This window comes from Leptolyngbya sp. AN10 (assembly GCF_050565645.1).
GTDB lineage: Bacteria > Cyanobacteriota > Cyanobacteriia > Leptolyngbyales > Leptolyngbyaceae > Leptolyngbya.
Genome location: NZ_JBNXVP010000006.1, coordinates 305,892 through 326,761, shown reverse-complemented (window position 1 = coordinate 326,761; position 20,870 = coordinate 305,892). Strand labels below are relative to the sequence as shown.

The 20,870-nt window shown below is 47.1% G+C and carries 27 protein-coding genes; 6 read left to right on the top strand and 21 right to left on the bottom strand.

What is annotated here, in order from left to right; genetic code table 11:
* On the top strand, positions 1 to 210 hold a 210-nt coding region (locus tag ACQ4M5_RS11645; protein WP_430675775.1), incomplete at its 5' end, for a hypothetical protein.
* A 222-nt stretch (positions 211 to 432) separates the two neighbouring features.
* Complete coding sequence (locus ACQ4M5_RS11640; RefSeq protein WP_430675774.1) at positions 433 to 726, top strand: hypothetical protein; 294 nt, start codon at positions 433 to 435, stop codon at positions 724 to 726.
* Positions 727 to 843: 117 nt separating this feature from the next.
* On the opposite strand, the gene ACQ4M5_RS11635 is transcribed toward ACQ4M5_RS11640, so the two are convergent.
* The 4 genes from ACQ4M5_RS11635 to ACQ4M5_RS11620 all read right to left on the bottom strand — a co-directional run bounded on the left by ACQ4M5_RS11635 (position 844) and on the right by ACQ4M5_RS11620 (position 2,213).
* Positions 844 to 1,074 carry a hypothetical protein gene (locus ACQ4M5_RS11635; protein WP_430675773.1) on the bottom strand — a complete coding sequence of 77 codons (231 nt, stop codon included), beginning with the start codon at positions 1,072 to 1,074 and terminating at the stop codon, positions 844 to 846.
* A gap of 94 nt (positions 1,075 to 1,168) precedes the next feature.
* Positions 1,169 to 1,459: a hypothetical protein gene (locus ACQ4M5_RS11630; protein WP_430675772.1), complete on the bottom strand. Its 291-nt coding sequence runs from the start codon at positions 1,457 to 1,459 to the stop codon at positions 1,169 to 1,171.
* A 9-nt stretch (positions 1,460 to 1,468) separates the two neighbouring features.
* Positions 1,469 to 1,792, bottom strand: coding sequence for a hypothetical protein (locus ACQ4M5_RS11625; RefSeq protein WP_430675771.1), 324 nt, complete (start codon positions 1,790 to 1,792; stop codon positions 1,469 to 1,471).
* A 250-nt stretch (positions 1,793 to 2,042) separates the two neighbouring features.
* Positions 2,043 to 2,213, bottom strand: a complete 171-nt coding sequence (locus ACQ4M5_RS11620; RefSeq protein ID WP_430675770.1) for a hypothetical protein — start codon at positions 2,211 to 2,213, stop codon at positions 2,043 to 2,045.
* A gap of 132 nt (positions 2,214 to 2,345) precedes the next feature.
* On the opposite strand from ACQ4M5_RS11620, the gene ACQ4M5_RS11615 reads away from it, so the two are divergent.
* Complete coding sequence (locus ACQ4M5_RS11615; protein ID WP_430675769.1) at positions 2,346 to 2,633, top strand: hypothetical protein; 288 nt, start codon at positions 2,346 to 2,348, stop codon at positions 2,631 to 2,633.
* A 3-nt stretch (positions 2,634 to 2,636) separates the two neighbouring features.
* Positions 2,637 to 3,035, top strand: a complete 399-nt coding sequence (locus ACQ4M5_RS11610; protein WP_430675768.1) for a hypothetical protein — start codon at positions 2,637 to 2,639, stop codon at positions 3,033 to 3,035.
* Here the strand turns inward: ACQ4M5_RS11610 and ACQ4M5_RS11605 are convergent.
* The 13 genes from ACQ4M5_RS11605 to infA form a co-directional block, all read right to left on the bottom strand.
* A complete protein-coding gene (locus tag ACQ4M5_RS11605; RefSeq protein WP_430675767.1) occupies positions 3,032 to 3,199 on the bottom strand; it encodes a hypothetical protein in 168 nt (55 codons plus the stop codon). The genes ACQ4M5_RS11610 and ACQ4M5_RS11605 overlap by 4 nt on opposite strands.
* A gap of 99 nt (positions 3,200 to 3,298) precedes the next feature.
* Positions 3,299 to 3,967, bottom strand: coding sequence for a glutathione S-transferase family protein (locus ACQ4M5_RS11600; RefSeq protein ID WP_430675766.1), 669 nt, complete (start codon positions 3,965 to 3,967; stop codon positions 3,299 to 3,301).
* A gap of 8 nt (positions 3,968 to 3,975) precedes the next feature.
* Positions 3,976 to 5,091 carry a peptide chain release factor 1 gene (gene prfA, locus ACQ4M5_RS11595; RefSeq protein WP_430675765.1) on the bottom strand — a complete coding sequence of 372 codons (1,116 nt, stop codon included), beginning with the start codon at positions 5,089 to 5,091 and terminating at the stop codon, positions 3,976 to 3,978.
* 93 nt (positions 5,092 to 5,184) lie between these two features.
* Complete coding sequence (gene rpmE / locus ACQ4M5_RS11590; RefSeq protein ID WP_430675764.1) at positions 5,185 to 5,406, bottom strand: 50S ribosomal protein L31; 222 nt, start codon at positions 5,404 to 5,406, stop codon at positions 5,185 to 5,187.
* A 36-nt stretch (positions 5,407 to 5,442) separates the two neighbouring features.
* Positions 5,443 to 5,850 (bottom strand): 30S ribosomal protein S9, encoded by a 408-nt coding sequence (gene rpsI, locus ACQ4M5_RS11585; protein ID WP_430675763.1) that lies wholly within the window; start codon positions 5,848 to 5,850, stop codon positions 5,443 to 5,445.
* A 3-nt stretch (positions 5,851 to 5,853) separates the two neighbouring features.
* Positions 5,854 to 6,309, bottom strand: coding sequence for a 50S ribosomal protein L13 (gene rplM / locus ACQ4M5_RS11580; protein WP_430675762.1), 456 nt, complete (start codon positions 6,307 to 6,309; stop codon positions 5,854 to 5,856).
* A 15-nt stretch (positions 6,310 to 6,324) separates the two neighbouring features.
* Positions 6,325 to 7,176 (bottom strand): tRNA pseudouridine(38-40) synthase TruA, encoded by an 852-nt coding sequence (truA, locus tag ACQ4M5_RS11575; RefSeq protein WP_430675761.1) that lies wholly within the window; start codon positions 7,174 to 7,176, stop codon positions 6,325 to 6,327.
* 1 nt (position 7,177) lies between these two features.
* Positions 7,178 to 7,528, bottom strand: coding sequence for a 50S ribosomal protein L17 (gene rplQ, locus ACQ4M5_RS11570; protein WP_059000914.1), 351 nt, complete (start codon positions 7,526 to 7,528; stop codon positions 7,178 to 7,180).
* 9 nt (positions 7,529 to 7,537) lie between these two features.
* Positions 7,538 to 8,476 carry a DNA-directed RNA polymerase subunit alpha gene (locus tag ACQ4M5_RS11565; RefSeq protein WP_430675760.1) on the bottom strand — a complete coding sequence of 313 codons (939 nt, stop codon included), beginning with the start codon at positions 8,474 to 8,476 and terminating at the stop codon, positions 7,538 to 7,540.
* A 96-nt stretch (positions 8,477 to 8,572) separates the two neighbouring features.
* Positions 8,573 to 8,968, bottom strand: a complete 396-nt coding sequence (gene rpsK, locus ACQ4M5_RS11560) for a 30S ribosomal protein S11 (RefSeq protein ID WP_059000915.1) — start codon at positions 8,966 to 8,968, stop codon at positions 8,573 to 8,575.
* Positions 8,969 to 9,032: 64 nt separating this feature from the next.
* Positions 9,033 to 9,416, bottom strand: coding sequence for a 30S ribosomal protein S13 (rpsM, locus tag ACQ4M5_RS11555; protein ID WP_430675759.1), 384 nt, complete (start codon positions 9,414 to 9,416; stop codon positions 9,033 to 9,035).
* A gap of 88 nt (positions 9,417 to 9,504) precedes the next feature.
* Positions 9,505 to 9,618, bottom strand: a complete 114-nt coding sequence (gene rpmJ / locus ACQ4M5_RS11550) for a 50S ribosomal protein L36 (RefSeq protein ID WP_071596180.1) — start codon at positions 9,616 to 9,618, stop codon at positions 9,505 to 9,507.
* Positions 9,619 to 9,699: 81 nt separating this feature from the next.
* Positions 9,700 to 9,933, bottom strand: a complete 234-nt coding sequence (gene infA / locus ACQ4M5_RS11545; protein WP_059002063.1) for a translation initiation factor IF-1 — start codon at positions 9,931 to 9,933, stop codon at positions 9,700 to 9,702.
* A gap of 194 nt (positions 9,934 to 10,127) precedes the next feature.
* Between infA and ACQ4M5_RS11540 the strand changes: the two genes are divergently transcribed.
* Both ACQ4M5_RS11540 and ACQ4M5_RS11535 read left to right on the top strand, forming a co-directional pair.
* On the top strand, positions 10,128 to 10,403 hold the full coding sequence (locus ACQ4M5_RS11540; protein ID WP_430675758.1) for a hypothetical protein: 276 nt from the start codon (positions 10,128 to 10,130) through the stop codon (positions 10,401 to 10,403).
* Positions 10,404 to 10,539: 136 nt separating this feature from the next.
* The gene (locus ACQ4M5_RS11535; protein WP_430675757.1) at positions 10,540 to 11,595 is read left to right on the top strand and encodes an abortive infection family protein; all 1,056 of its coding nucleotides are present in this window, start codon (positions 10,540 to 10,542) and stop codon (positions 11,593 to 11,595) included.
* A 38-nt stretch (positions 11,596 to 11,633) separates the two neighbouring features.
* On the opposite strand, the gene ACQ4M5_RS11530 is transcribed toward ACQ4M5_RS11535, so the two are convergent.
* The 4 genes from ACQ4M5_RS11530 to ACQ4M5_RS11515 form a co-directional block, all read right to left on the bottom strand.
* The gene (locus ACQ4M5_RS11530) at positions 11,634 to 12,461 is read right to left on the bottom strand and encodes an IS982 family transposase (RefSeq protein WP_430675756.1); all 828 of its coding nucleotides are present in this window, start codon (positions 12,459 to 12,461) and stop codon (positions 11,634 to 11,636) included.
* A 134-nt stretch (positions 12,462 to 12,595) separates the two neighbouring features.
* Complete coding sequence (locus ACQ4M5_RS11525; protein ID WP_430675755.1) at positions 12,596 to 14,692, bottom strand: hypothetical protein; 2,097 nt, start codon at positions 14,690 to 14,692, stop codon at positions 12,596 to 12,598.
* Between the two features lie 19 nt (positions 14,693 to 14,711).
* Positions 14,712 to 18,326: a helicase-related protein gene (locus ACQ4M5_RS11520; protein ID WP_430675754.1), complete on the bottom strand. Its 3,615-nt coding sequence runs from the start codon at positions 18,324 to 18,326 to the stop codon at positions 14,712 to 14,714.
* Positions 18,326 to 20,836: a hypothetical protein gene (locus ACQ4M5_RS11515; RefSeq protein WP_430675753.1), complete on the bottom strand. Its 2,511-nt coding sequence runs from the start codon at positions 20,834 to 20,836 to the stop codon at positions 18,326 to 18,328. Before ACQ4M5_RS11515 ends, ACQ4M5_RS11520 begins: the two co-directional genes overlap by 1 nt.
* Positions 20,837 to 20,870: the final 34 nt, after the last annotated feature.

Below are 20,870 nucleotides of genomic sequence, written 5' to 3'. Positions count from 1 at the left end.
ATCGTAGACTACGAACGACGACGACAAGCAGGCAAATCCATCGGCAGTGGACGAGTAGAAAAGGCGGTTGACCAAGTGATTGGCTATCGTCAAAAGCGCAAGGGTAAAAGTTGGAGACCCCAAGGTAGTCGCGCACTCGGATTGCTCAAGGTGCTTGAACTCAATGGCAAGTGGCAGCAGTTTTGGAGTGCTCAATCTGCCCTCGTCTGAATCAACAGATTATTTAGAGGTGGAAACAATATACGCTCAAGTCTATTACTTGAGTACTAAATGGTTAGCAATTCGCCCTATTCCTAATTTGTTAATAACTTACAGAGGGTTGCAGACCTCTGCCTCTTTCGTTCCTTCTCGATGAATCTAATTGTAGCGAAAGCGGTCTCAATTTATCTGAATGGACTACAAAGTGTATTCATTCGTGCCCTGTAGCTTCTCATGCCATCGCACGCAAGAGCAGCATTGCGACTTGGCAGCGATCTCGCTCAGACTAATTCTGCGTCGCCTTTCGCTCCATCTCATGCCAAATCGGTCATTGCGCCTTTGCTCAATCTCAGTCAGGTTGACTTTGGTACAAATCTTTCATTCCGTCTCACGCCAAATCGCTCATTGCGACTCTTGACAACTAAAACCCAGGAACTATGTCAGTTTCAAGCTGCTTTTTGGCAAAGCTCCACTCTTGTACTACTTTCCTTGTTTGGAAAAGGGGTGATCAAGCAAGGGCGATCGTGAAACCCACAGCCACTCAGGAATTAGGAATTGGCAAAGGTACTGGAAATATAACTCCCGCTCCGGTTGCCAAAATATCGAGAAGAATTCGTAGCTACTTTGGAGAACCAAGCCCTACCCCTAACAAATCAGAAGAACCTTTCTGCTAAAGGCGTTTAGATCCTTGATGCTTTGCAGCCTCGCTTTGCGTCCGCCTCCCCGTGCCCGTTTGCGTTCAGGCTTCGCCGTAATCTGACTGGCTTCATCCGCTTGCTCAAAGCTGGGTAGCAAAGCATCAAAGGCTTTGCGATTCAGCCCGGTTAACGCTCGCAGCAATCGGTCTTGGTTCAAGGCGCGTTCAAGATTGAGCATGAGACTGAGTTGACTGATTCTTCAGTACATTATCCCCTATTCCCCAACAACTCTAATAACTTTGCACAATAGCTAACCAATTTTGAACACGCAATTATTTCACAGCCGCTTCGTTCCCACTCTCAGCCGCCAATTGCTCTAATCGCTCTTGTTGGTCTTGAGAGATACAGGTTTCGATCACATCCTCTAAATCGCCTTCTAGGACTGGATTCAATGCGAAGTTCTGCCCCAGTCGGTGATCAGTTACACGATTGTCCTTGTAGTTGTAGGTGCGAATCTTTTCCGATCGCTCTCCCGTCCCAACCTGCGATCGACGCATCGAAGTAATCGCATCCTGCTGCTCTCGCAACTTAATGTCATACAACTCCGCCCAGAGCATTTGCATCGCACGTAATCAGCTTTGTTCAGTCTCCAGTATATCGATCAAGGGTTTTAGATCGATGTACATGGTGCGATAGGGCATATCTGGCGGTACGCTTTCATTGGAATCGGCAAATTCAAACCCCAGCTTAGTGTAAAAGCCAGACGCATCATAAGCAGGTTCAGTGTCTCGATCGTACAACGCATCCACGGTTACAAATCTTACACCCACGACCGGAACAATTTCAGTAGTGATGTACTCGATCGCCCATTCTACAAGATGACGACCTGCACCTTTCGCACGTCGATCGACTGCCAATAACCCAATCTTGATCGCGGGAAATGTTCGATATTTCACGCCTTCTTCTGCAAGAATTGGATCTTCAACTTGCAGTTTGTCGGCTAGAAGCGTGATGTATCCAGCTAGAGAGTCGCCAACTCGGATGATCCAGCAGTGACAAATATAAGCATCAACTTCTCGACGAATTCTGCCTTGTTTCTAGTAAGTGACGAATTCTCCTCTTAGACAACGAAACCCCTGACCAAGATTCAGGAGTTCCGGAGTGAGTCGCTCGATCGCAATCTGCGAAAAGTCGATTCCCTCAAATTTACTTTGACTGGGCATTCTTTTGGGCTTGGCGACGACGGGCAGCAATGCGTTTGGCGAGATCAAGAGCGCGATCGTTGGTCACAGCTTGACCAGATTCGATCGCGTCGATCAATTTCTTCGCTGCTTCACCGATGACTGGCTTAGATTGCGTGTGAAGAGGATATTTCATAGAAGTTTTTGAGCTTTATTCTTCTGATTGTAGCAATGTTGCTGATAGGAGTTGAGCGATCGACAATCCGTTTAGCCAGGTCAAAAGCGCGATCGTGTTATCTTGGGAACAAGTTCTCGACAAGCTTTAATCATGTCCCTTGCACAGCATCAGCAGTCTCAAGCCTATCCTTCCCCAGACGTTCTAGCGTATATGGAACGGCAGGCAGAATTGTTTGAACAATCCAAAGCGCAATGGATAGAACAATTCCTCAACCAATATGTCTGGTTTGAGGATGGGCAAGTTCTAGATTCAGATGAAAATCACGAAGCTTTAGTGTTAAGAGTATACGGAGACGGTGAACCTCGTCCGCTCTTTATCCGAAAGGTCGTCAAAGTCGAACCTCAATTTTTTGTACGATCGCCTCTCCGCCTCTCGTAACTAATGGGAACCTACCGCTACACTCGAATCGGCTCAGAGATTCCCGCAATTCCCATCATCCCACTAGAACTGATCAAGCCCGGACGATTTGAACGACCCTCAGTGATTGGGCAGGGAATTCTTGATACTGGCTCAGATTGCACTCTGATTCCAATTCCTTGGCTGATGCAGGTTCAAGCTCAAGTTGCTGACCGTCCCACACGAATTCCAGTTGGAGGAGTCGTGAGTTTAGCAATTCCTTATGAAGTTGGACTACGCTTTGATCAACATCGCCATCTTGTCTTTCGGGTCTATGGCTGTTCGATTGATGAGATTGGAGATTTAGCGATCGTTGGTCGAGATTTATTAAATCTGTATGTGGTAGAGTTCAACGGTTTAGAAGGAGTCTTTTCGATCACCTAAAACTCAGCATTCTTTTCGGCTTGGCAACGACGGGCAGTGATGCGTTTGGCGAGATTGAGAGCGCGATCGTTCGTTACAGCTTGACCAGATTCGATCGCGTCGATCAATTTCTTCGCTGCTTCACCGATGACTGGCTTGGATTGGGTGTGAAGAGGGTACTTCATATAAGTTTTTGAGCTTTATTCTTCTGATTGTAGCAATGTTGCTGATAAGAGTGGAGCGATCGACAATCCGTTTAGCCAGGTCAAGAGCGCGATCGTTGATTACGAATTGATCGGAGCGCGATCTCTTCGATTCTGATTCGCTATTTCAGCAAGTTGAAACGCTCTTCGGGCTTGTAGATTCTCCATGTAAGCAACTAACCTATCTGGAATTTGAAGCGGAAACTGTACTGCAAGCCGAAGCGCAGATACAAGGCACGTACAAAGTAGAATGTCTGCTACTGTAAATGTCTGACCCAGCAAATAAGACTTAGGATCTTTAAGCCAACTTTCTGCAACTAAAATTTGCTGATTGAATCCACTAATTGCCACTTCGACCGCTTCTGGTGAAGGTTGGTAGTATTCAACTAAACTGCCTCCGTGTTTAGCAATGATGTAGAGCGTATGGGCATCTAACTCAGTCATCACATAGAAACACATTTGGAAGAATCGCGATCGCTGCTCAAGATCTGAATTAGGAAGAAACTTTCCTTCACCATACTTTTCTGCCAAGTAAATACAAATTGCAGCACTTTCAGAGATGATGAAGCTACCATCCTGTAAACACGGAATCTTCCGCCCAGGATGTATGGCAGAGTAAGCAGAGGTTTTTGTTTGTTCAGAACGAGATTGGATAGGCTCAGTTTTGTAAGGAATGTTTAATTCATGAAGTATCCAATGAACTCGTAACGATCGTAAACTTCCGACACCGTAAACAATCAGGTTGTCCATTGATCAACCTACTTTACAGCCGCCTCATTCCCACTTTCAGCCGCTAATTGCTCTAATCGCTCTTGTTGGTCTTGAGAAATACAAGTCTCAATCACGTCTTCGAGGTCGCCTTCTAAGACTGGATTCAGTGCAAAGTTTTGTCCCAAACGGTGATCGGTCACGCGATTGTCTTTGTAGTTGTAGGTGCGAATCTTCTCCGATCGCTCTCCCGTCCCAACCTGCGATCGACGCATCGAAGTAATCGCATCCTGCTGCTCTCGCAACTTAATGTCATACAACTTCGCCCGAAGAATCTGCATCGCCCGTTCCCGGTTCTGAAGCTGCGATCGCTCTTCGGTACAAAAAACCCGAATCCCCGTCGGCTTATGAATCAAATCTACTGCGGTTTCAACTTTGTTGACGTTCTGACCACCTGCACCGCCCGATCGAGCCGTCTTCATTTCAATATCCTTCGGATCGATGTGAACTTCCACATCATCCACTTCAGGCATCACAGCCACGGTTGCGGTCGAAGTGTGAACCCGTCCGGATGCTTCTGTCACCGGAACCCGCTGCACCCGATGAACGCCCGCTTCAAATTTCAGCTTGCTATAAACGCGATCGCCCTGAACTTCCATCACCGCCTCTTTGAATCCGCCCAAGCCTTCTGCTAGTGATTCACTCGCCATTTTGACGCGCCATCCTTGACGCTCCGCAAACCGCGAATACATTCTCACCAAATCACCCGCCCAAATGCTGGCTTCATCGCCTCCAGTTCCTGCCCGAATTTCCAACATGATGTTCTTATCATCATTCGGATCGCTCGGAAGCAAGAGAATTTTTAATCGATTTTCTAATTCTTGCAGCTTGGATTGGAGTTCTTCCACTTCCATCGCTGCCATTTCTTGCATTTCAAGATCGCCGACCGACTCTTTCAAGAGTTGTCGTGCTCCAGCAAGATCTTGCTCAGTTTTGCGCCAAAGCTCATACGTATTGACCGTTTCCTCTAACGACGATCGAGATTTTGCCACGCGCTGAAACTCACCCGGATCTCTAGCGATATCCGGGTCTGCGAGTCTCCGCGTCAATTCGTTAAAGGTTTGCTCAACCGAATTTAGTTTGTCAATCAGGTATGCTTCAGCCATCGAACGCGCCTCAAAAAATAAGAAAATTTCGGTGAAAAGACAATCGCGGCAACTCAAAACGCGATCGTCAAAAGAGTTTTCAACCGAGTTGTCCTACTTTTGTTCTTCGCTGCTCATGCCATACTTCCGCAAGAACCGCTCCACACGTCCCTCAGTGTCAATAATCTTCTGAGTTCCGGTGAAAAACGGATGCGTTCCTGACCACACATCAACGTGCAATTCTGGCTTGGTCGATCCTACGGTCGCAACGTGTTCGCCGTTACAGAAAACCTTTGCTTCAGGATACCAAGTCGGATGAATGCCTTTTTTTGCCATTGCCTTTTCTCCAGTGTTCTATCTCTAGTGTAACAATTAGCGTTTCGAGAACTGGGGAGCTTTCCGAGCCTTGCGAAGACCGTATTTTCTCCGCTCTTTCGCTCTCGGATCACGGGTCAAGTAACCTTCGACTTTGAGCGGCTTCCGGTTTTCGGGATCAAGTTCGCACAAAGCACGAGCAACACCGAGTTTGATCGCGTCTGCTTGTCCGGTCAATCCGCCACCGTGAGCAGTGACTAAAATATCGTATTCGCTTTCTAAACCGAGGGTTTCTAACGGCGCTTTTGCACCTGAAAGATACTCAGCGTTGAATTGAAGATACAGATCTCCGGGCTTGCCGTTGATCGTGATCGCGCCCTCACCGGGAACGAGACGGACACGAGCGATCGCATTCTTGCGGCGACCTGTGCCCTGATACATCACTCTTCCTTCTGTCGCTTGCATGGATTATTTGTCTCCCGGAATCGTATTGATTTCTAACACTTTGGGTTGCTGTGCAGCATGAGGATGATCAGTACCTGCATACACTTTCATTTTGGTGAATAGTTGGCGACCCAGTGAATTCTTCGGCAGCATTCCTTTTACAGCTTGCTCGATGATGCGCTCTGGCAATCTTGCTTGCAGCTTTTCAAAGGATTCGGTTTTCATTCCACCCGGACGACCGGAGTGACGACGATATACTTTCTGGCTGGCTTTTTTGCCAGTGACAACGACTTTTTCCGCATTGATCACCACGACGAAATCGCCTGTGTCTAAGTGCGGGGTGTAAGTCGGTTTGTTTTTGCCGCGAAGTACCATCGCGATTTCGGTTGCCAAACGTCCGAGGCGTTGATCCGCTGCGTCCACAACGTACCAATCGCGCTGGATCTCAGCGACCGGAGGTAGGTAGGTTTTGTTTTCCATGAGCTTGGGGTTTAGTTAAAAAGGAGTCAGTTCGGGAGCAGTCGATCGAGGTGGTAAAACCAGTTTCGGCTGTGAATCAAACCAAAGTTCCGGGGGAAAAGGCATCTCAGGATAGCCCACTCTCAGCAAGCAGAGTCCTTGAGGGGGAGCCGCATACCGCACTTCGTCGCGCCGTTCTTCTGTCCACAAGCGCGTAAAGTCCTGAATCGATCGATCACCACGTCCCACTTCAACCAGCAATCCCACTAGAAGCCGCATCATGCCATACAGAAATCCACTTGCTTGGACTTCGATGTAGAGAAACGAATCTTGTCTCACACATTCCGCCGCTTGGATATCGACCCAAGCATGAGGACGGCTCGAATTTGCCCGCTGAAAAGCTGCCATGTGATGACGACCTAGCATTGGGTCTAACGCCTTCTGAATCTTAGATTCATCTAGCGGGGCGTGGTAGTAGTGCCAAGACAACGATCGAGCAAATAAGTTCGGTCGCGCCTCGGTATAGATCGTATAACGGTATCGCCGCCAGGTTGCGGAAAAGCGCGCGTGCCAGTCTGAAGGAACTGCCGCCGATGCCCGAATCAACACATCATCAGGGAGTCGAGCATTGATCACATCTGCCCATCGGTGTGCCGGGATCAGAGAAGTCACATCGAAATGTGCTATCTGAGCCGCTGCATGAACGCCCGTATCGGTTCGTCCTGCCGCGTGAATTACCATCGGATGACCAACCACAGACGCGATCGCAGTTTCAATCTCTTCCTGAACAGAGCGATGATTCGGTTGCCGTTGCCACCCATAAAAGCGAGTGCCCAAATACTGAATCAGTAGAGCAACTCTTTGCGGGGACGGCTGAGCAGTGGACATCTTAGGTCAATTCGATAATTGCCATTTCAGCATTGTCACCGCGACGACGAACCGTTCTCAAAATGCGGGTATATCCGCCTTTACGATCGGCATATCGTTGTGGGGCTTGCTCGAACAAAGCATGAACAAGCTGCTTATCGTAGATGTATCCCATCGCTTGACGACGAGCCGCGAGAGAGCCGTCTTTTGCGAGGGTGATCATTTTTTCAGCTTCCGATCGCACTGCTTGAGCGCGAATCTTGGTCGTTTGGATTCGACCGTTGCGGATCAGTTCAGTGGTTAATGCTCTGAGAAGAGCTTTCCGCTGATCCGCAGGTTTGCCCAACATTGGGACTCTACAACCGTGACGCATAGCTTTTTACTAGGATTTAGATTTTTCTTGCGGCAGGGTGATCCCCAACCGTTGTTGCAGTGCTTCGACGACTTCCTCGGCAGACTTTGCCCCGAAATTCTTTATTTCGAGTAGGTCTTCTTGGCTGTAGTCGAGCAAGTCCGCGACCGAGTTGATTTGAGCGCGTTTCAGACAGTTGTAAGCTCTGACTGAAAGTTGCAACTCTTCGATCGGGATTTGATTTTCGATCCGCTCATCGCTCATTCCATCATCATCCGAAGGCTCGAACGTGATGTCTTTCAGCGGGTTAAACAGATCAACCAGGATATTTGCCGCCTGACTCAGCGCTTCTTGCGGAGTCAAACTGCCATTTGTCCAGATTTCCATGATCAAACGGTCTTTTTCAGCCGTTCCACCTTGGCGAGCATCTTCGACGCTGTACTGCACCTTTCTCACGGGCATGAATACAGAGTCGATTTGCAAAAAGTCGAGCGCGGTATCATCAGTGAACTTGCCAGCCCCCCGATAACCTTTCCCCTTCTCAATCTTGAACTCCATCTCTAACGTTGCGTTAGGCGCGAGTGTTGCAACATATTGATCCGGATCAACCATCTCCACTTCCGAAGGCAGATCAAAGCTTTCAGCCGTCACGGTCGCTTGACCTTGAACCAAAAGCCGCCCGATCTGAGGCTGCGAAGAATACGTTCTGAACACCATTTTTTTCATGTTCAGCATGATATCCAGCACATCCTCCCGAACGCCCGGAATCGTTGCAAACTCGTGAGTTACGCCTGCAATTCTGACCGCCGTTACCGCTGCGCCTTCTAAGTTCGACAGCAACACGCGACGAAGCGCATTTCCAACCGTCGTTCCTTGTCCCCGCTCTAGCGGCTCCAAAATGAACTTACTGTATTGGCTTTGATCCTGTTCCGTCGTGGTATCAATACATTCGACCTGAAACTGTGCCACGGAGTAGCCTCCCTTTCTCCTTGAGTGTGAGGAATTATTCCTCGATTTGACATCCAACCCGTTTCGTGCCGTCCATTATAGACAGCAAAATCACGATTAAACGCGACGGCGTTTCGGCGGACGACAACCGTTGTGAGGAATCGGGGTGACATCGCGGATCAGGGTGATTTCGATTCCAGTCCCCTGTAACGCTCGAATCGCGGTTTCGCGTCCGGCTCCAGGTCCGCTCACCATCACTTCAAGCTGACGCATTCCTTGATCCATCGCGCGACGAGCGGCAGCTTCGGCAGCGGTTTGAGCCGCAAAGGGAGTTCCCTTCTTTGCACCTTTAAAGCCACTCGATCCCGCTGATGCCCAAGAGATTACCTCTCCTTGAGTATCCGAGATCGTAACGATCGTATTGTTGAAGGTCGATTGAATGTGAGCGACCCCACTGGGGATGTTCTTTTTCGCCTTGCGCGGACCCGTTTTCCGCTGCGGTTGTCTTGCCATGTCAAATCTCTTAATTTACGCTGCTACGTTCCTACAAGCTGTGATTACCCGGAGGCAATCAACCCTATTTCTTACCGGGAGCTTTTTTCTTCCCAGCAACCGTCCGACGACCGCCCCGACGAGTCCGTGCATTGGTTCGAGTCCGCTGACCCCGCACAGGCAAGCCCATCCGATGCCGCCGACCGCGATAGCAACCGATATCCATCAATCGCTTGATCGACATCGATTCAAACCGTCGCAGGTCTCCTTCAATCTGATAGCCACCTTCTACGGCTTCCCGTAGAGCGCTAACATCTGCTTCTGTGAGATCTTTTACGCGGGTGTCGGGATTGACACCTGATTTCGCGATGATTTCTCTAGACCGGGTGGGTCCAATTCCGTAGATATATCGAAGACCAATTTCCACTCGCTTGTCGCGTGGTAGGTCTACGCCCGCAATCCGCGCCACGTTGACTTCTCCCTAAAAATAGATAAACAGTCGAAAATGTCTGCCGTGTTGGGGGTTTCCCAGCGGCAGACGCACACAAGAAATCTCGTTAACCCTGGCGTTGTTTGTGCTTTGGGTTTTCACAGATCACCATGACGCGCCCTTTCCGACGGATGACGCGACATTTCTCGCAAATTCGTTTCACTGAGGCTCGTACTTTCATGCCCGTATCTCGGCAACATTACAAACACAATATCCTAACAATTTTATATAACGCTTGTCAAAGGGATCTTTTGATGCAAGGTTAGCGACCGCCTTTATTTTTGAGTCGGTAGGTGATGCGTCCTTTGGTGAGGTCGTAGGGGGTGAGTTCGACTTTGACGCGATCGCCCGGAAGGATTTTGATATAGTTGCGTCGAATTTTTCCAGAGATGTGCGCAAGCACGTTGAAGCCGTTGTCGAGGTCTACCCGAAACATGGCGTTTGGCAGCGAATCGACGACGGTTCCTTCCATTTCAATCAGGTCTTGTTTAGACAAGCGGCATTTTCCTCCAATTAGAACGGGTTGGGGTTGCATTTTACCCTATATGAGTGTAGATCATTCAGCCCCTTTTCGACATTTTTTGGGAGGAAGGGCGATCGCACGACGGCTAAATTTAAGCTCTGAAACAAACGCTCTACTGATTAACTCTCTAAACTAAAATTGAAGGGCTACACACCGAGGTCAAACTTATGACAACTCGCCAACGACGGTACAGCAAAGAAGAGTTAGCCCGACGTGGAAAAGAGCTTTATGAGTCTCAGATTCGTCAACAAGTCGAGCCAAATAACTTTGGGAAAATTGTCGCGATCGATATTGAGACCGGAGCATTTGAAGTTGACGAGGATACGTTAGTCGCATCCGATCGACTTTTAGAAAGGTATCCTGATGCTCAAACTTGGTTCATCCGAATTGGACATCGTGGAGTTCATCGCTTTGGCTGGCATCGATCGTCGGAGAAAGCATGATTACGGGTGTTGTGAATGCGAACGGTGAAGCAATGCTTCGGGTATTATTCGTCCTACACCATTTTCGGGTGGATATTTTACACAACTCAGATTGAAGAATGCGTAGGAATACTATAACTATTTACAGGCAGTAGTTATGGACAGCACTATTTCGATGAACGAACTAGACACAGAGCATCTCTTCATATATGCGGATCGTATCAACGCTTCAATTGAGACTGATCCTTCATTAGCAATAGGATCTACCAAAGAGCTAATCGAGGCTACACTCAAAACTATTCTGAATGGATGTAGTTTTAAATACGATGATAAGCAGGATGATATCCCAAAACTTTTGAAGAAGGTTCAGCAAGTTTTAGAGCTAAATCCAAATGATGTAGATGGCGCTAAGAAAGGTTCTGACGTAATAAAGAAGGTTTTGAACAATCTTGGCTCGATCGCTGTTGGTATAGCAGAATTGAGAAACCTTTACGGTTCTGGACACGGCAAAGGAGGAAGAATTCAAGGTATTACCTCTCGTCATGCAAGATTAGTTGCTAACACTGGGACAGCGTTATGTACTTTTCTCCTAGAAACCTACGAACATAGGGAGAATATTAAACTCGAACATCTAAAAGCTCAACAATGGCAAAATCTGCACACTTTGTCATTCAATCCGCCAAAGAGTGTGACGTGCATTGCTTTCCATCCAGTAGAACAAATTCTTGCAAGTGGTGGTGAAGATCACATGATAAGGATTTGGCAATTAGATACGGGAGAAGTCTGCTACCAATACAAGAGGTACTACCATAGTCAAAGTTCAGGGGATGTAAATTCTCTGACTTTTAGCCACAACGGAACGTTTATAATCAGTACAGGTTTCGTCAGTGGTACAAAATACCTGCAAGACTCAGAACAGCGCAAAGTTCAACTTCTGGACTGGGCAACTGGAAATGTTGTTACATCTTTACCGAAATCTACTCGGTTTGATTCCAAAAATTCGATCTCTCTATGCCCCGGTCAAGATGTGATCGCGTTTGACAGCATGAGAAACGTAGAGATTTACAGTTCTGATCTGAAGCAGCATCTGAAAACCTTGAAGGGGCATACCGATTCGATTAATAACCCAAGTTGCGGGTTAGGCAAGCCAGAGAAACTTTGTATCGATGAGCGCAAAGAAACCAGCGCAGCGATTGCTGCGCGTCTGGTGTAGAGCATTGCGCTTTACGTGCGAGCATTGCGCTTTACGTGCTAGGAGATAAAAGCAGAGTCGAGCGTCAGGGTGAAGATGAACGTTGCAAGTTTGAGCAGAAACCCATCCAGCGTGACGGCATGAATCGTCTTGGGAAAGCGGAGTGTGATTTGGCTAAAGACGGTTTCAATCGGATGGCGAGTGACTTGTTTGATGTACGCCATTGCAGGCGAATCGGGACGGGTAGAATTGCGCTTGCGAGCGATCTGTAAAACAATGCCATCCGTGTCGTGCAAGTCATCTTCCGCTTGATAATCAGTGTAGGCGGCATCACCATAGACCTCAGCATTCTCCGGCAGTGATAACGGCAAAGCATTGAGTCCCCGCACATCGTTGGCTTCACCAGGGAGAAAGGCAAATTCAACCGGAACACCTGCACTCGTTGCCAGTAGTTGAACGCGAATGCCATAGAAATAGCGCTTTTTGGAGGCAATATAGCCGCGATAATCTTCAGAGCGAACTAATCGAACTTGCGGAATGCGAATGTTATCGCAAAGCGGAACTGGAAAGGAATCCAGCAAGTATTCAGTCGTGGAATTGACTGACTTGAGAATAGTGCCCAAGTAGTCAAACAGGTCGAGTAATGGCAGAAACAAGCGATGCCAGCGGCGATTGAACCGGGACTTACTCAGCATCTGCGGCATTAATTCGTGGTCTTTGAGATAGTTGATTGCACTTTGATGATTGCCGCTAAAGAACCGAGCCGACACTAAGGCAGTGGTGATCACTTCGGCATCACTTAGTTGAGCGCGGCAGTCATCTTGATGTCCGATGGCTTTAAGCAAGTCGTCGGTAATTGCATAAATCGCTATAATTTCGTCAAGCATTTTTCTTCTCTTCGAGGGTCAACATCTTGAAGAGATTTTATTGGCTTTGCTCCCTGACCGCTTCTAACTAGCAACTTGGGTTAATAGACGATGGATGAAGCGGTAGCGTCCGCCAACAAGTTGGCGGAATAGCCTTAATGACCCGAAGTTAAGATCGTCAAGGAATCGCCATCTAGACGACTATCCCAGAAGCCAATAAATTCATCTCGTCCAATCAATTCTCTGAAATTCCACCAAAGTGTTCGCTCAGCACCGTCACCTACGGTATCTGTTGTAATATCACCGCCATATAGCAGAATTCGACTCAGAGCATTGTTGAACAATCGACATACCACTTCAGGCAGGTGCAGACATCCTGCACAGGCTCCGCCCAGCGTTTCTTCACAGTAGGGATCGAACATACAATCTTCTCGTTCTTCCAGCAAGCTTTTACAGGCTTGATCGAGCCGTTGTTCAAAAAAGGTTTTCAGTCCTCCAAGCGAAAACTCTTGTAAGCGATTCACAAAGACAATTGTTTGATTCAAGCTTAAAAGTAAATGCTCGGAGAGGGCTGTCTCACCAAAGCTACTTTGATCTGCAATCGCTCGAATCATTAGATGAGTTGCGCTGTGAATCGCTGAGCCAACTAGCCAAGGAATTAGGAAGCTGGCTTCTAGACGATCATTAAATGCTGGACCACTTCGACTGTGGATTCGGCTATGCCGCTCTAGTAGCCATAGAGTGGGTTCTGCAATCGTGTCAGGATTGGGAGCAAGATTGTTAATGTGCAACCAACGGACAATTCGAGCAGCATCAAACTGGAAGGACATTGCTTCAGTTGGCAGCTTATACACGGGAGCCGGAATCCAATTTCCATTTGGTGCGTCTCCGGATAATTCAAATCTACTGCGGTTAAATGCCCACAGTACGGCTGCTTCAGGTTGGTGCGACAGCCGCGTGTATCCGTATGCAAGGTGCATGATGGGTAGATTTTGAATAATTTCAACTTGATTAATGCCAAGTCTGGATCGCATATCATTTCTTGCAGCTTCCAAGTTTGCGCTGAACGCTGAACCAAGGTGAGCGAGACGCTGAATTGCATCATCAATATTTTCGCGCTTAAGGTCAAGTAGCACTCCTCGGTTGATTAACTGCTCTCGAAGAATTCGAGCATTATCCTGTTCAGGTGTTAACTCATCTCCACGATCGCGTCTTTCCTGTTCAGTCTGAGGGTCGCCCAACAGATTCAACACCTGTGGCGAAATTTTCTCTAGCGCACTTCGTAGTTCAGCTACGACGGGTCCGCCTGCGTCTTGTTCTTGAATCTTCTTTTTCTCGGCTAAAATATTCTGGATTGTGGCTTCATCCAAAAAAGCCTTCATTGACTGTATTGTTTGCTCCAAATCCTTCTGGTCTTGAGCAGTTCCCTGCCCAATCGCGCGTGCCGCATCTGAAAGATTAATTAAATTTTTGCCTCGCTCATCAATGTAACCAAGATGCAATGCTAGAAGAATCGAAAAAGCTTCGGTTTCGGGCAAAGTTTTGAAGCACTTGTCGTAATTGTCGGTAGGATCGATTCTTGAAATTGAGTGAACGACCTGTATCTTCTTATCAGAGACAGGAGAAAGCATCATTGCAGGATTGGGCTGTTTCCCTGTTTGCTCTTCCACCGCATTAGCAATTCTCGCCTGCTTCATAATGGACGTTGGAGGCAAAGCTCGAAAGATTTTTTTTGTGTGGGTACAGCCAGGAACTCTGCAACGCCAACGTTTTGAAGTAGTTCGTTCCAAAATTAAAAATTCATATCCATGTTCTGGGCACGGATCAGGGATGAGTTGAAGCATTGTGCCATCCGCATGAGCAAACACGAATGGAATTTCATTCAGCGTTGGGTGTTTGCACCGATGACAAGGCAAATCGGGTTTTTCACGCCATCGCACTTCTTCGATGTTACGAAGCGCTCCACACTTTGCACATTCTCGTACTTTGAGCCGTCTACCCTGTACCGACGAAATGTCCACAAATATAATGTCTGCGGTGCGATCAATAAAAGCTTGCATCTGAGAATCAACCATTCTCCACCGACTGAGTTCTTGTCTCACCGCATCTTTGAGATCGCGACTGAGTTTCTCTTGCTTACGAGCAAAATGCTTTGTAATTTCAGCCGTACCTGCTGGGATCGTCACAACAGCACCTGGCTCAAAGCGATGCAAAACTTGCCCTTTGGCACGAGTATATTTTGGCTTAGACATCATTCACCCCTCATCGTTGTTAGTAAACATTGACATCAATTCCAGGATCGACATCCCGAAGCGACAGCAGAAGTCGAAAATTGTAAGGAATGTCGTGCTTGGTCAAACCACTGGTTACATGCTGAACTTCCCCAGAATCTTGAACAATCTTGTTGATTTGAGATAGAAACGCATCAGTGAGAAGTTCTAATGGCTCATCGAAAACTTGCCCTTCTGCCCAATCATCTGGATTTAGTGTTGAACGTACTTCTTCGACAACCGCTTTCAAGTTGATCGGCGATCGCCCTTGTCCCGCTCCTTCAATCAAGTCACGAAGATTTTTCAACTTGTCGATTTCTGCAAGATCAATTTCTTGGCTGTTCGATCGTGAAGCTGGACCATCAATGTGCAACAAACGCCCCAAGAGTAAACCAAAGGCAGTTCGATACAGTGCATTGTGGGCGAAGCGGTCAATCGGAACGGTTTCGACCATTTGATCGAGATACTCATGCGCTTTCACGAAGTAATCGAAAATCGCACGCTCACGGGCACGAACAGGACGGAGAAGAACAAAAACCAAGCCGGGGATTGTTCGTCCTGCACGACTGGAAGCTTGAATATACTCAGCCGTCGTGTTTGTCCAGCCATAGAAAATCATCAAATTGAGTCGATCGATATCTACTCCGTGAGAAATCATACTGGTCGCAACCACATCAGATAAACGCTCCTGGCTATCCGCATCCAAATCTTTTTGCGGAGTTTCCATGCGTTGCAGCACTGCTTTAACGGTTTCTAGATCATCATCACCAGACAGGGTAACGGCTTCAGGTAGAATCGTGTTCGCCCGATCTTCGTCAAAAATTTCGCGAAGTCCAGCTTTGACTTGCTCATTGATTGAGCGCCGAATATCTGAGCCATCATTCTTTGAGTTGACGTAAGTGCAGCAGAGACTATGCTCATCGATAAATTGAAGGAATTCTGCATCGGTTAGGGTTGGTAGCCCATATTCAACTTTGAAACGTGATGGCTCACTCCGAATAATTTCTAGCTCAGTACGAATTGCTTGAAGGAGTGACATTGTGGCATCCAATGGTTGACTTCCAGTTGGACGGATGCCAACAAACCCTCTCGTGACATATTGACTGTGGGTATTTGCATAGAAACTGCGCCCTCGATCGGGTCCACGCTCTGGAAACTGAGACAGAGATCGCCAATAAAGGTGGCGAATTTGCTGCGTCGCACCCTCGATCGTGGCAGTTGCCGCTAGGATTCTAGGACGAATCGCACCTCGCTCTTGATGAATCGCATCAATGAGAGCTTCATAATGACCATCAAATGTTCCTAACTCTTCGCGCAACAGGTGTAATTCGTCCTGGAAAATTAAAGGAATTCCGGGATCAACAGAAGCTTTAGGCAGTGGTTTTAGATTGCGTCGAGTGCAGGTTCCAAAGCTTTGCTTATGGCAAGTATGGTTAGCAGCAAATCCATGCACTGTACAAACGTGGGAAATCCCACCGAATAGTGTTCTACTAGCAGGGCGAAACGTAATATTTGCGATTTTATCGAGCGTTCCAACAACGAGTGTAGGTAGGCGGCTGTAAATGTCTTCGTCAACGATGTATAGTGGAATTTCGCGTCCACAAGCCCCTTCTGACAATGGCTCATCATATCCACCGCACCGATGGCGCAATTCATTAGTATCTCGATCGATAAAAGTGTGAACCTTATCTGAGCCACAGTATGGACAGCGCATGACCATTCGGTAAGGCTGGATTGAGGATGGAACATAGTAGCCAACCTCAACGAGTGATAAATACTTGGAGGGTTTTACGCCTTCTTCCTGCATCCGTCGCTTGGCTTGAAGCACGTACCGTTGTAGCTCATCTGGCAAGTTTCGCAGGTCATTCGGACTATTTGCGCGTCCGCCATAGTATCCCACTGTAAATTCAGGTGTTTTTGCCAAATCAGACTGCTGTTCCCGAATCTCATCGGCGACAACCAGTGTTTCCAAAAAACGCTGTAACTGCTGGTAGGTCAAGAGGCGAAGCGGGTAGCGCAACCAAGAAACAACTCCCCAGTCTCTGCCGCGCAGTCGATCGAAGAAAGCTTGAGTCAAAATAACTCCCATGACTGCTTCTGATTTTCCACCTCCAGTTGGAAAGTGAACCACTGCTGCATGATCAAGTTGTGCCAAGCCGTTATTGATGAAATCTTGGTTCCACTGTCTTGCCGCTAAAGCGGCTAGGTTGCAAACGATATAAACAATCTGGAAAGGTCGCCAATTTTGATAGGCAGATTTACTTTTGGCAATGCGTTTCTGATCAATCTCAGCAAACGTCTGGTTCATTAAATTGAATGCTCGACGCAGTTTCTGATACTTGGGATTCTCTAGCACTTGAATGCCAAGCTGAAATCGAGCTACCTCTTGCTTGAACTTGTCAAGATCCTCTTGAGCTTCCTTGCTGTTATCAGTTCCGCCCTTCTGAAAATATTTTCCATCGATTAAGGCTTGCCATTCATTCTGGTAGCGCTCCATGTTCTGATGAATCGTATTCAAAACCTGAAGATCTCTGCTATTTGAAGCGAGAGCTTTAAAGGGTGCATTAAAGTCTGGAGCATAAAGGCGTTTTTGCCAATGCACAGGTAAAAACTCAGTCCAAATTCTGACTAAATTCGGCTGTGTATCATCATAGCCAGGAGTACAGTTAATGCCTTGCGCTGGAACTGTAGAATCAACTTGATAAGAAATTCGGAACCGAGATAGTTCAATCGATTGCCACGCGGTATCAGGTAGAGTAACTTCCAAATAAGCACTGAATATGCCAGCATCTCGCGGATCGCGAAAGCCTCCGATCTCTACGGTTTTATTTCTGAGAAATAGGCGAAGTCGTGGCTGCTCACCAGAGTTTCGGAGTTGTGCCTCAACTTTTACGTCATATTCGACGTAGGCAACTTGTCCGTTTTCTGGATTCTTTTCACGATCGCTCTTCTCCTTCTTCTCCTTTTTGCTCAGCACTCGCTTTCGCATATCTAGCTGAAACTGCTTTAAGTCGTGCTTTGCGTGTTCGATCTCGCTTGGTGTTAAATCATCTATTGTGCGATCGAGACCATTAATCCAAGCTTCAGGATCATGCGTATGTGCTGCAATGATTTCGTTGACCTGTTCCGCGATTGCTTCGTTTAGCTGAAGCAATCCAGATGACTTCGGTTCGACTAATTCTTGAAGGGTGCAGCAGATTTCAGCAGCGACATCGCTGCGCTGCCACAAGGTTCGTAGCGATCGTTGTTCTAGCTCCCGAAGATCGAACTTTGGTAAGAACACACTAAACTGAGCTTTTAATAAAAGCTGCTGCGAGTCTTTCTTCCAATTCTCAGTAAGGTTAATTGCCAAGCCACAGTTGCTAGGGCGGAACTGGTTTTGCTGTTGGCTACTGGTAGGAGTTTTGACCGAAGGTGGAGTTTGAGGTGATAGATAGGCAGTCGGCATCAAACGTTTCGGCTCAGTTGCCCCTGTGATTTTTTGGCGATAGTCTGAAGTTCCAGTAATATGACTACGAACTCGTTGATAAAAAGACTCGACAAACCTCAAGTGTTGCTCCTGCCGCTGTGGATCAGGAACGTTCAAGCCTTCATCACTCAAAATCTTGGACAACATTAGTGACTCCCCTTACTAACACGAAATAGCCGATTGAAAGGATAATCTGGTTTCTGAGCAAGAAATCGCGGTACAGCTTGAACTTTCAAAACCTGCATCGCATCGCGTAACTCTCCAACTGTGATAAAAACTTGCTTGTACTGAAAGACGATCTCAGTCGGGTCTCGATCTTTCCAGCCTGCTTCAGCACAGGCAGAAATCACTTGTCCTAAATGCCTGCGTTTACCGCGCAGTTTGTTTGCCGTTTGCCAGAAAGGTTCATAATGAGCATGAGCGCTTGTCGGAAGAAACCAGAAGAAATGCCCTGAGTCACGAGGAAGACTGAGTAGATCATCACCTGCCATCCAGCGTTGAATAGTTTGTTCACTAATCGTAATCCCAGTATCTTGAAAAATTTGACGGCATACTGACGACGAGTTTAGTTGTTCAACACGTTGCTTGATTGCGACGCGCCAGCCTTCTAGCTGAACTTGATACAACCAATTTTCTCTGGACTCCTCTAACAGCCCAGCTTTTTGGGCAAATAGTTCATCTCGATTCATTCCTTCAAATAGAATAACTTTGGTGTTAACACAAAGCTCTTTTACGGAAGCTGCTTGAGCGCGACTTCCGACTAGAATCAGGAACTCACTATTAGGCGACACTCGAATCCTGAAATTCTTCTCAAACTCAACTTGGTAGTGGGAGTCTATCTGATTTGACGATGGGTGAACTAAACCAGAATCTAAAGAGCGATCGCTGACTTCACCAAATTTTTCTTCTAGCTTTGACAGATCAACACTCTTAGAAAGCTTTGTTTTACCAAGGTGAATGACTTGAACTAGGTTAGGTCGATAACTATAGCCATATCTTCCGTAGAAGTCTTGTCCCGTCAATGACTTCCATGTTTTGATATGCCAAGCTCTAGAATCAATTTCGAGTCCACTCCACCAATGCTCGGCACGTTCTGCTAGAACCGACCATAACAACACATCAACTTGCCGGAAGAAAGTCGTTTGCAAAAGGTTGCGGTAACGAGCTTTGGGCTGTCCAACAACGATAAGCCTGTCTCCTCCTTGCCCTTTAAGTTCATTCAGTGTCGTTACCCTTGGTCTTCGTTCGCAGCGTTCAGCCAGAAACTTTTCCAATGCTTCAGCGGATGCGGTGTCTGAGACGGCAACGATCGTCTCATTGCCAAATGATTCGATTGCCTCAATAAATGGATTTCGAGATAACTTTTGGAGCCTGAGCGTGAGTGATCGCAGATATTGATAAAGGTCAAGTGCCTTAGGATCAGCACATCTTTCAGCCGCAGCCTGCAACTGTCGCAATGATTGTTGCAGAAACTGTTCCCACATCAATTGCATAGGTAGAATTGGAGCCAATAGCTCTCGCCAAATTGCCCAACCTTTGCTCCACACCCCTCTAAGCTCAGGTTGACGCGCTAAATCCATCAGCAAATCTGATATCTGCTCAAAAGCATCTGCAATCTCAGCTTCATCCTCGGTGTCAAAGCTAAAAGTCTTAATGGTGACTTGAGCCTCTGATAGAGATTTACATTTGCGATCGAGAGTTTGATAACTTTCCTCAATCGGGTGGGGAATGCTGCTTAAGGAAAAAGGGCTAGACTCAGTTGGATAAGACTGAAGGGCTGCAAAATCTACTGCCCATAGAAGCATTCCTCGATTGCTTTTGTTTTCCCAGAAGTCTAGGATTCGCATTGTCCAAGGTGGAACAACGCCAATCATTGGAATCCCTGCTTGTTTACAAAGATCAGCCAGTTTGTACGCTTCATTCCCGTATGACGAAGGCGATGGATAAGTTCGTCCAGAAGAATCGTCTAATACGACCAGTGAGCAGAAATTTGACTGTCTAAGTAGCGCGATCGCATCTGATAGAGATCGCGCAGTGTAAATCCTGAGACGCTGCTCTTTTGCCGATTCATCAAATTGCTGAATCGGCAAACAGATCATGCGATCGCGCAGGCTCTCAGGTTCGCTAGATGAGCGAGTGATTTTCAAATTTTGAATCTGTCCATTGTCGTGAGGACGAATCCAGATCACAAAATTTTTAGCTGAGATAGCTTGATTGGTTGAGAACGGATCTCTTTCCTCTCTAGCAAGACTTGCATAGTATGCGACTGTCAAGATACCAAGCGAAACTGGAGAGACGGGAAGACTCAAAAATAATTGCGCTCTGCAATTAATTGCTTTGGCAATCAAATAGATTAAATCTTTTTCTAGTCGATGAATTCCCAACAGATGATCTCTTGACCAGCCACCTGCTTTTGAGGGTTTTCCAGCTTTTAACCGCCCAAGTAGCGGGTCAAGAAGATGAATCGCACTGTCTAAAGATATCTGCGAGGAGAAGAACTCCCCCCAATTTTCTCGATACCAGTCTTGTCGAAGTGCCTCCCAATCTTGTATGGATTTAGATGTTAAATTCTGGGTTTGTTGCTCAGTCAGTAGAGGTTTCGTCGGCAACGGGGGAAAGCAAATACGAGGCAGGCTCGTTTGAGTCTCTTGGGGCACTTGTTCTGATGCGTTAGTAGTTGGGGGGTCGTCA

Bases quoted from the DNA above. Each gene is read 5' to 3' on its own strand.
- ACQ4M5_RS11640 (WP_430675774.1), top strand. From the start codon at position 433: ATGCCATCGCACGCAAGAGCAGCATTGCGACTTGGCAGCGATCTCGCT.
- ACQ4M5_RS11635 (WP_430675773.1), bottom strand. From the start codon at position 1,074: ATGCTCAATCTTGAACGCGCCTTGAACCAAGACCGATTGCTGCGAGCG.
- ACQ4M5_RS11630 (WP_430675772.1), bottom strand. From the start codon at position 1,459: ATGCAAATGCTCTGGGCGGAGTTGTATGACATTAAGTTGCGAGAGCAG.
- ACQ4M5_RS11620 (WP_430675770.1), bottom strand. From the start codon at position 2,213: ATGAAATATCCTCTTCACACGCAATCTAAGCCAGTCATCGGTGAAGCA.
- ACQ4M5_RS11615 (WP_430675769.1), top strand. From the start codon at position 2,346: ATGTCCCTTGCACAGCATCAGCAGTCTCAAGCCTATCCTTCCCCAGAC.
- ACQ4M5_RS11610 (WP_430675768.1), top strand. From the start codon at position 2,637: ATGGGAACCTACCGCTACACTCGAATCGGCTCAGAGATTCCCGCAATT.
- ACQ4M5_RS11605 (WP_430675767.1), bottom strand. From the start codon at position 3,199: ATGAAGTACCCTCTTCACACCCAATCCAAGCCAGTCATCGGTGAAGCA.
- ACQ4M5_RS11600 (WP_430675766.1), bottom strand. From the start codon at position 3,967: ATGGACAACCTGATTGTTTACGGTGTCGGAAGTTTACGATCGTTACGA.
- prfA (WP_430675765.1), bottom strand. From the start codon at position 5,091: ATGGCTGAAGCATACCTGATTGACAAACTAAATTCGGTTGAGCAAACC.
- rpmE (WP_430675764.1), bottom strand. From the start codon at position 5,406: ATGGCAAAAAAAGGCATTCATCCGACTTGGTATCCTGAAGCAAAGGTT.
- rpsI (WP_430675763.1), bottom strand. From the start codon at position 5,850: ATGCAAGCGACAGAAGGAAGAGTGATGTATCAGGGCACAGGTCGCCGC.
- rplM (WP_430675762.1), bottom strand. From the start codon at position 6,309: ATGGAAAACAAAACCTACCTACCTCCGGTCGCTGAGATCCAGCGCGAT.
- truA (WP_430675761.1), bottom strand. From the start codon at position 7,176: ATGTCCACTGCTCAGCCGTCCCCGCAAAGAGTTGCTCTACTGATTCAG.
- rplQ (WP_059000914.1), bottom strand. From the start codon at position 7,528: ATGCGTCACGGTTGTAGAGTCCCAATGTTGGGCAAACCTGCGGATCAG.
- rpsK (WP_059000915.1), bottom strand. From the start codon at position 8,968: ATGGCAAGACAACCGCAGCGGAAAACGGGTCCGCGCAAGGCGAAAAAG.
- rpmJ (WP_071596180.1), bottom strand. From the start codon at position 9,618: ATGAAAGTACGAGCCTCAGTGAAACGAATTTGCGAGAAATGTCGCGTC.
- ACQ4M5_RS11540 (WP_430675758.1), top strand. From the start codon at position 10,128: ATGACAACTCGCCAACGACGGTACAGCAAAGAAGAGTTAGCCCGACGT.
- ACQ4M5_RS11535 (WP_430675757.1), top strand. From the start codon at position 10,540: ATGGACAGCACTATTTCGATGAACGAACTAGACACAGAGCATCTCTTC.
- ACQ4M5_RS11530 (WP_430675756.1), bottom strand. From the start codon at position 12,461: ATGCTTGACGAAATTATAGCGATTTATGCAATTACCGACGACTTGCTT.
- ACQ4M5_RS11525 (WP_430675755.1), bottom strand. From the start codon at position 14,692: ATGTCTAAGCCAAAATATACTCGTGCCAAAGGGCAAGTTTTGCATCGC.
- ACQ4M5_RS11520 (WP_430675754.1), bottom strand. From the start codon at position 18,326: ATGTTGTCCAAGATTTTGAGTGATGAAGGCTTGAACGTTCCTGATCCA.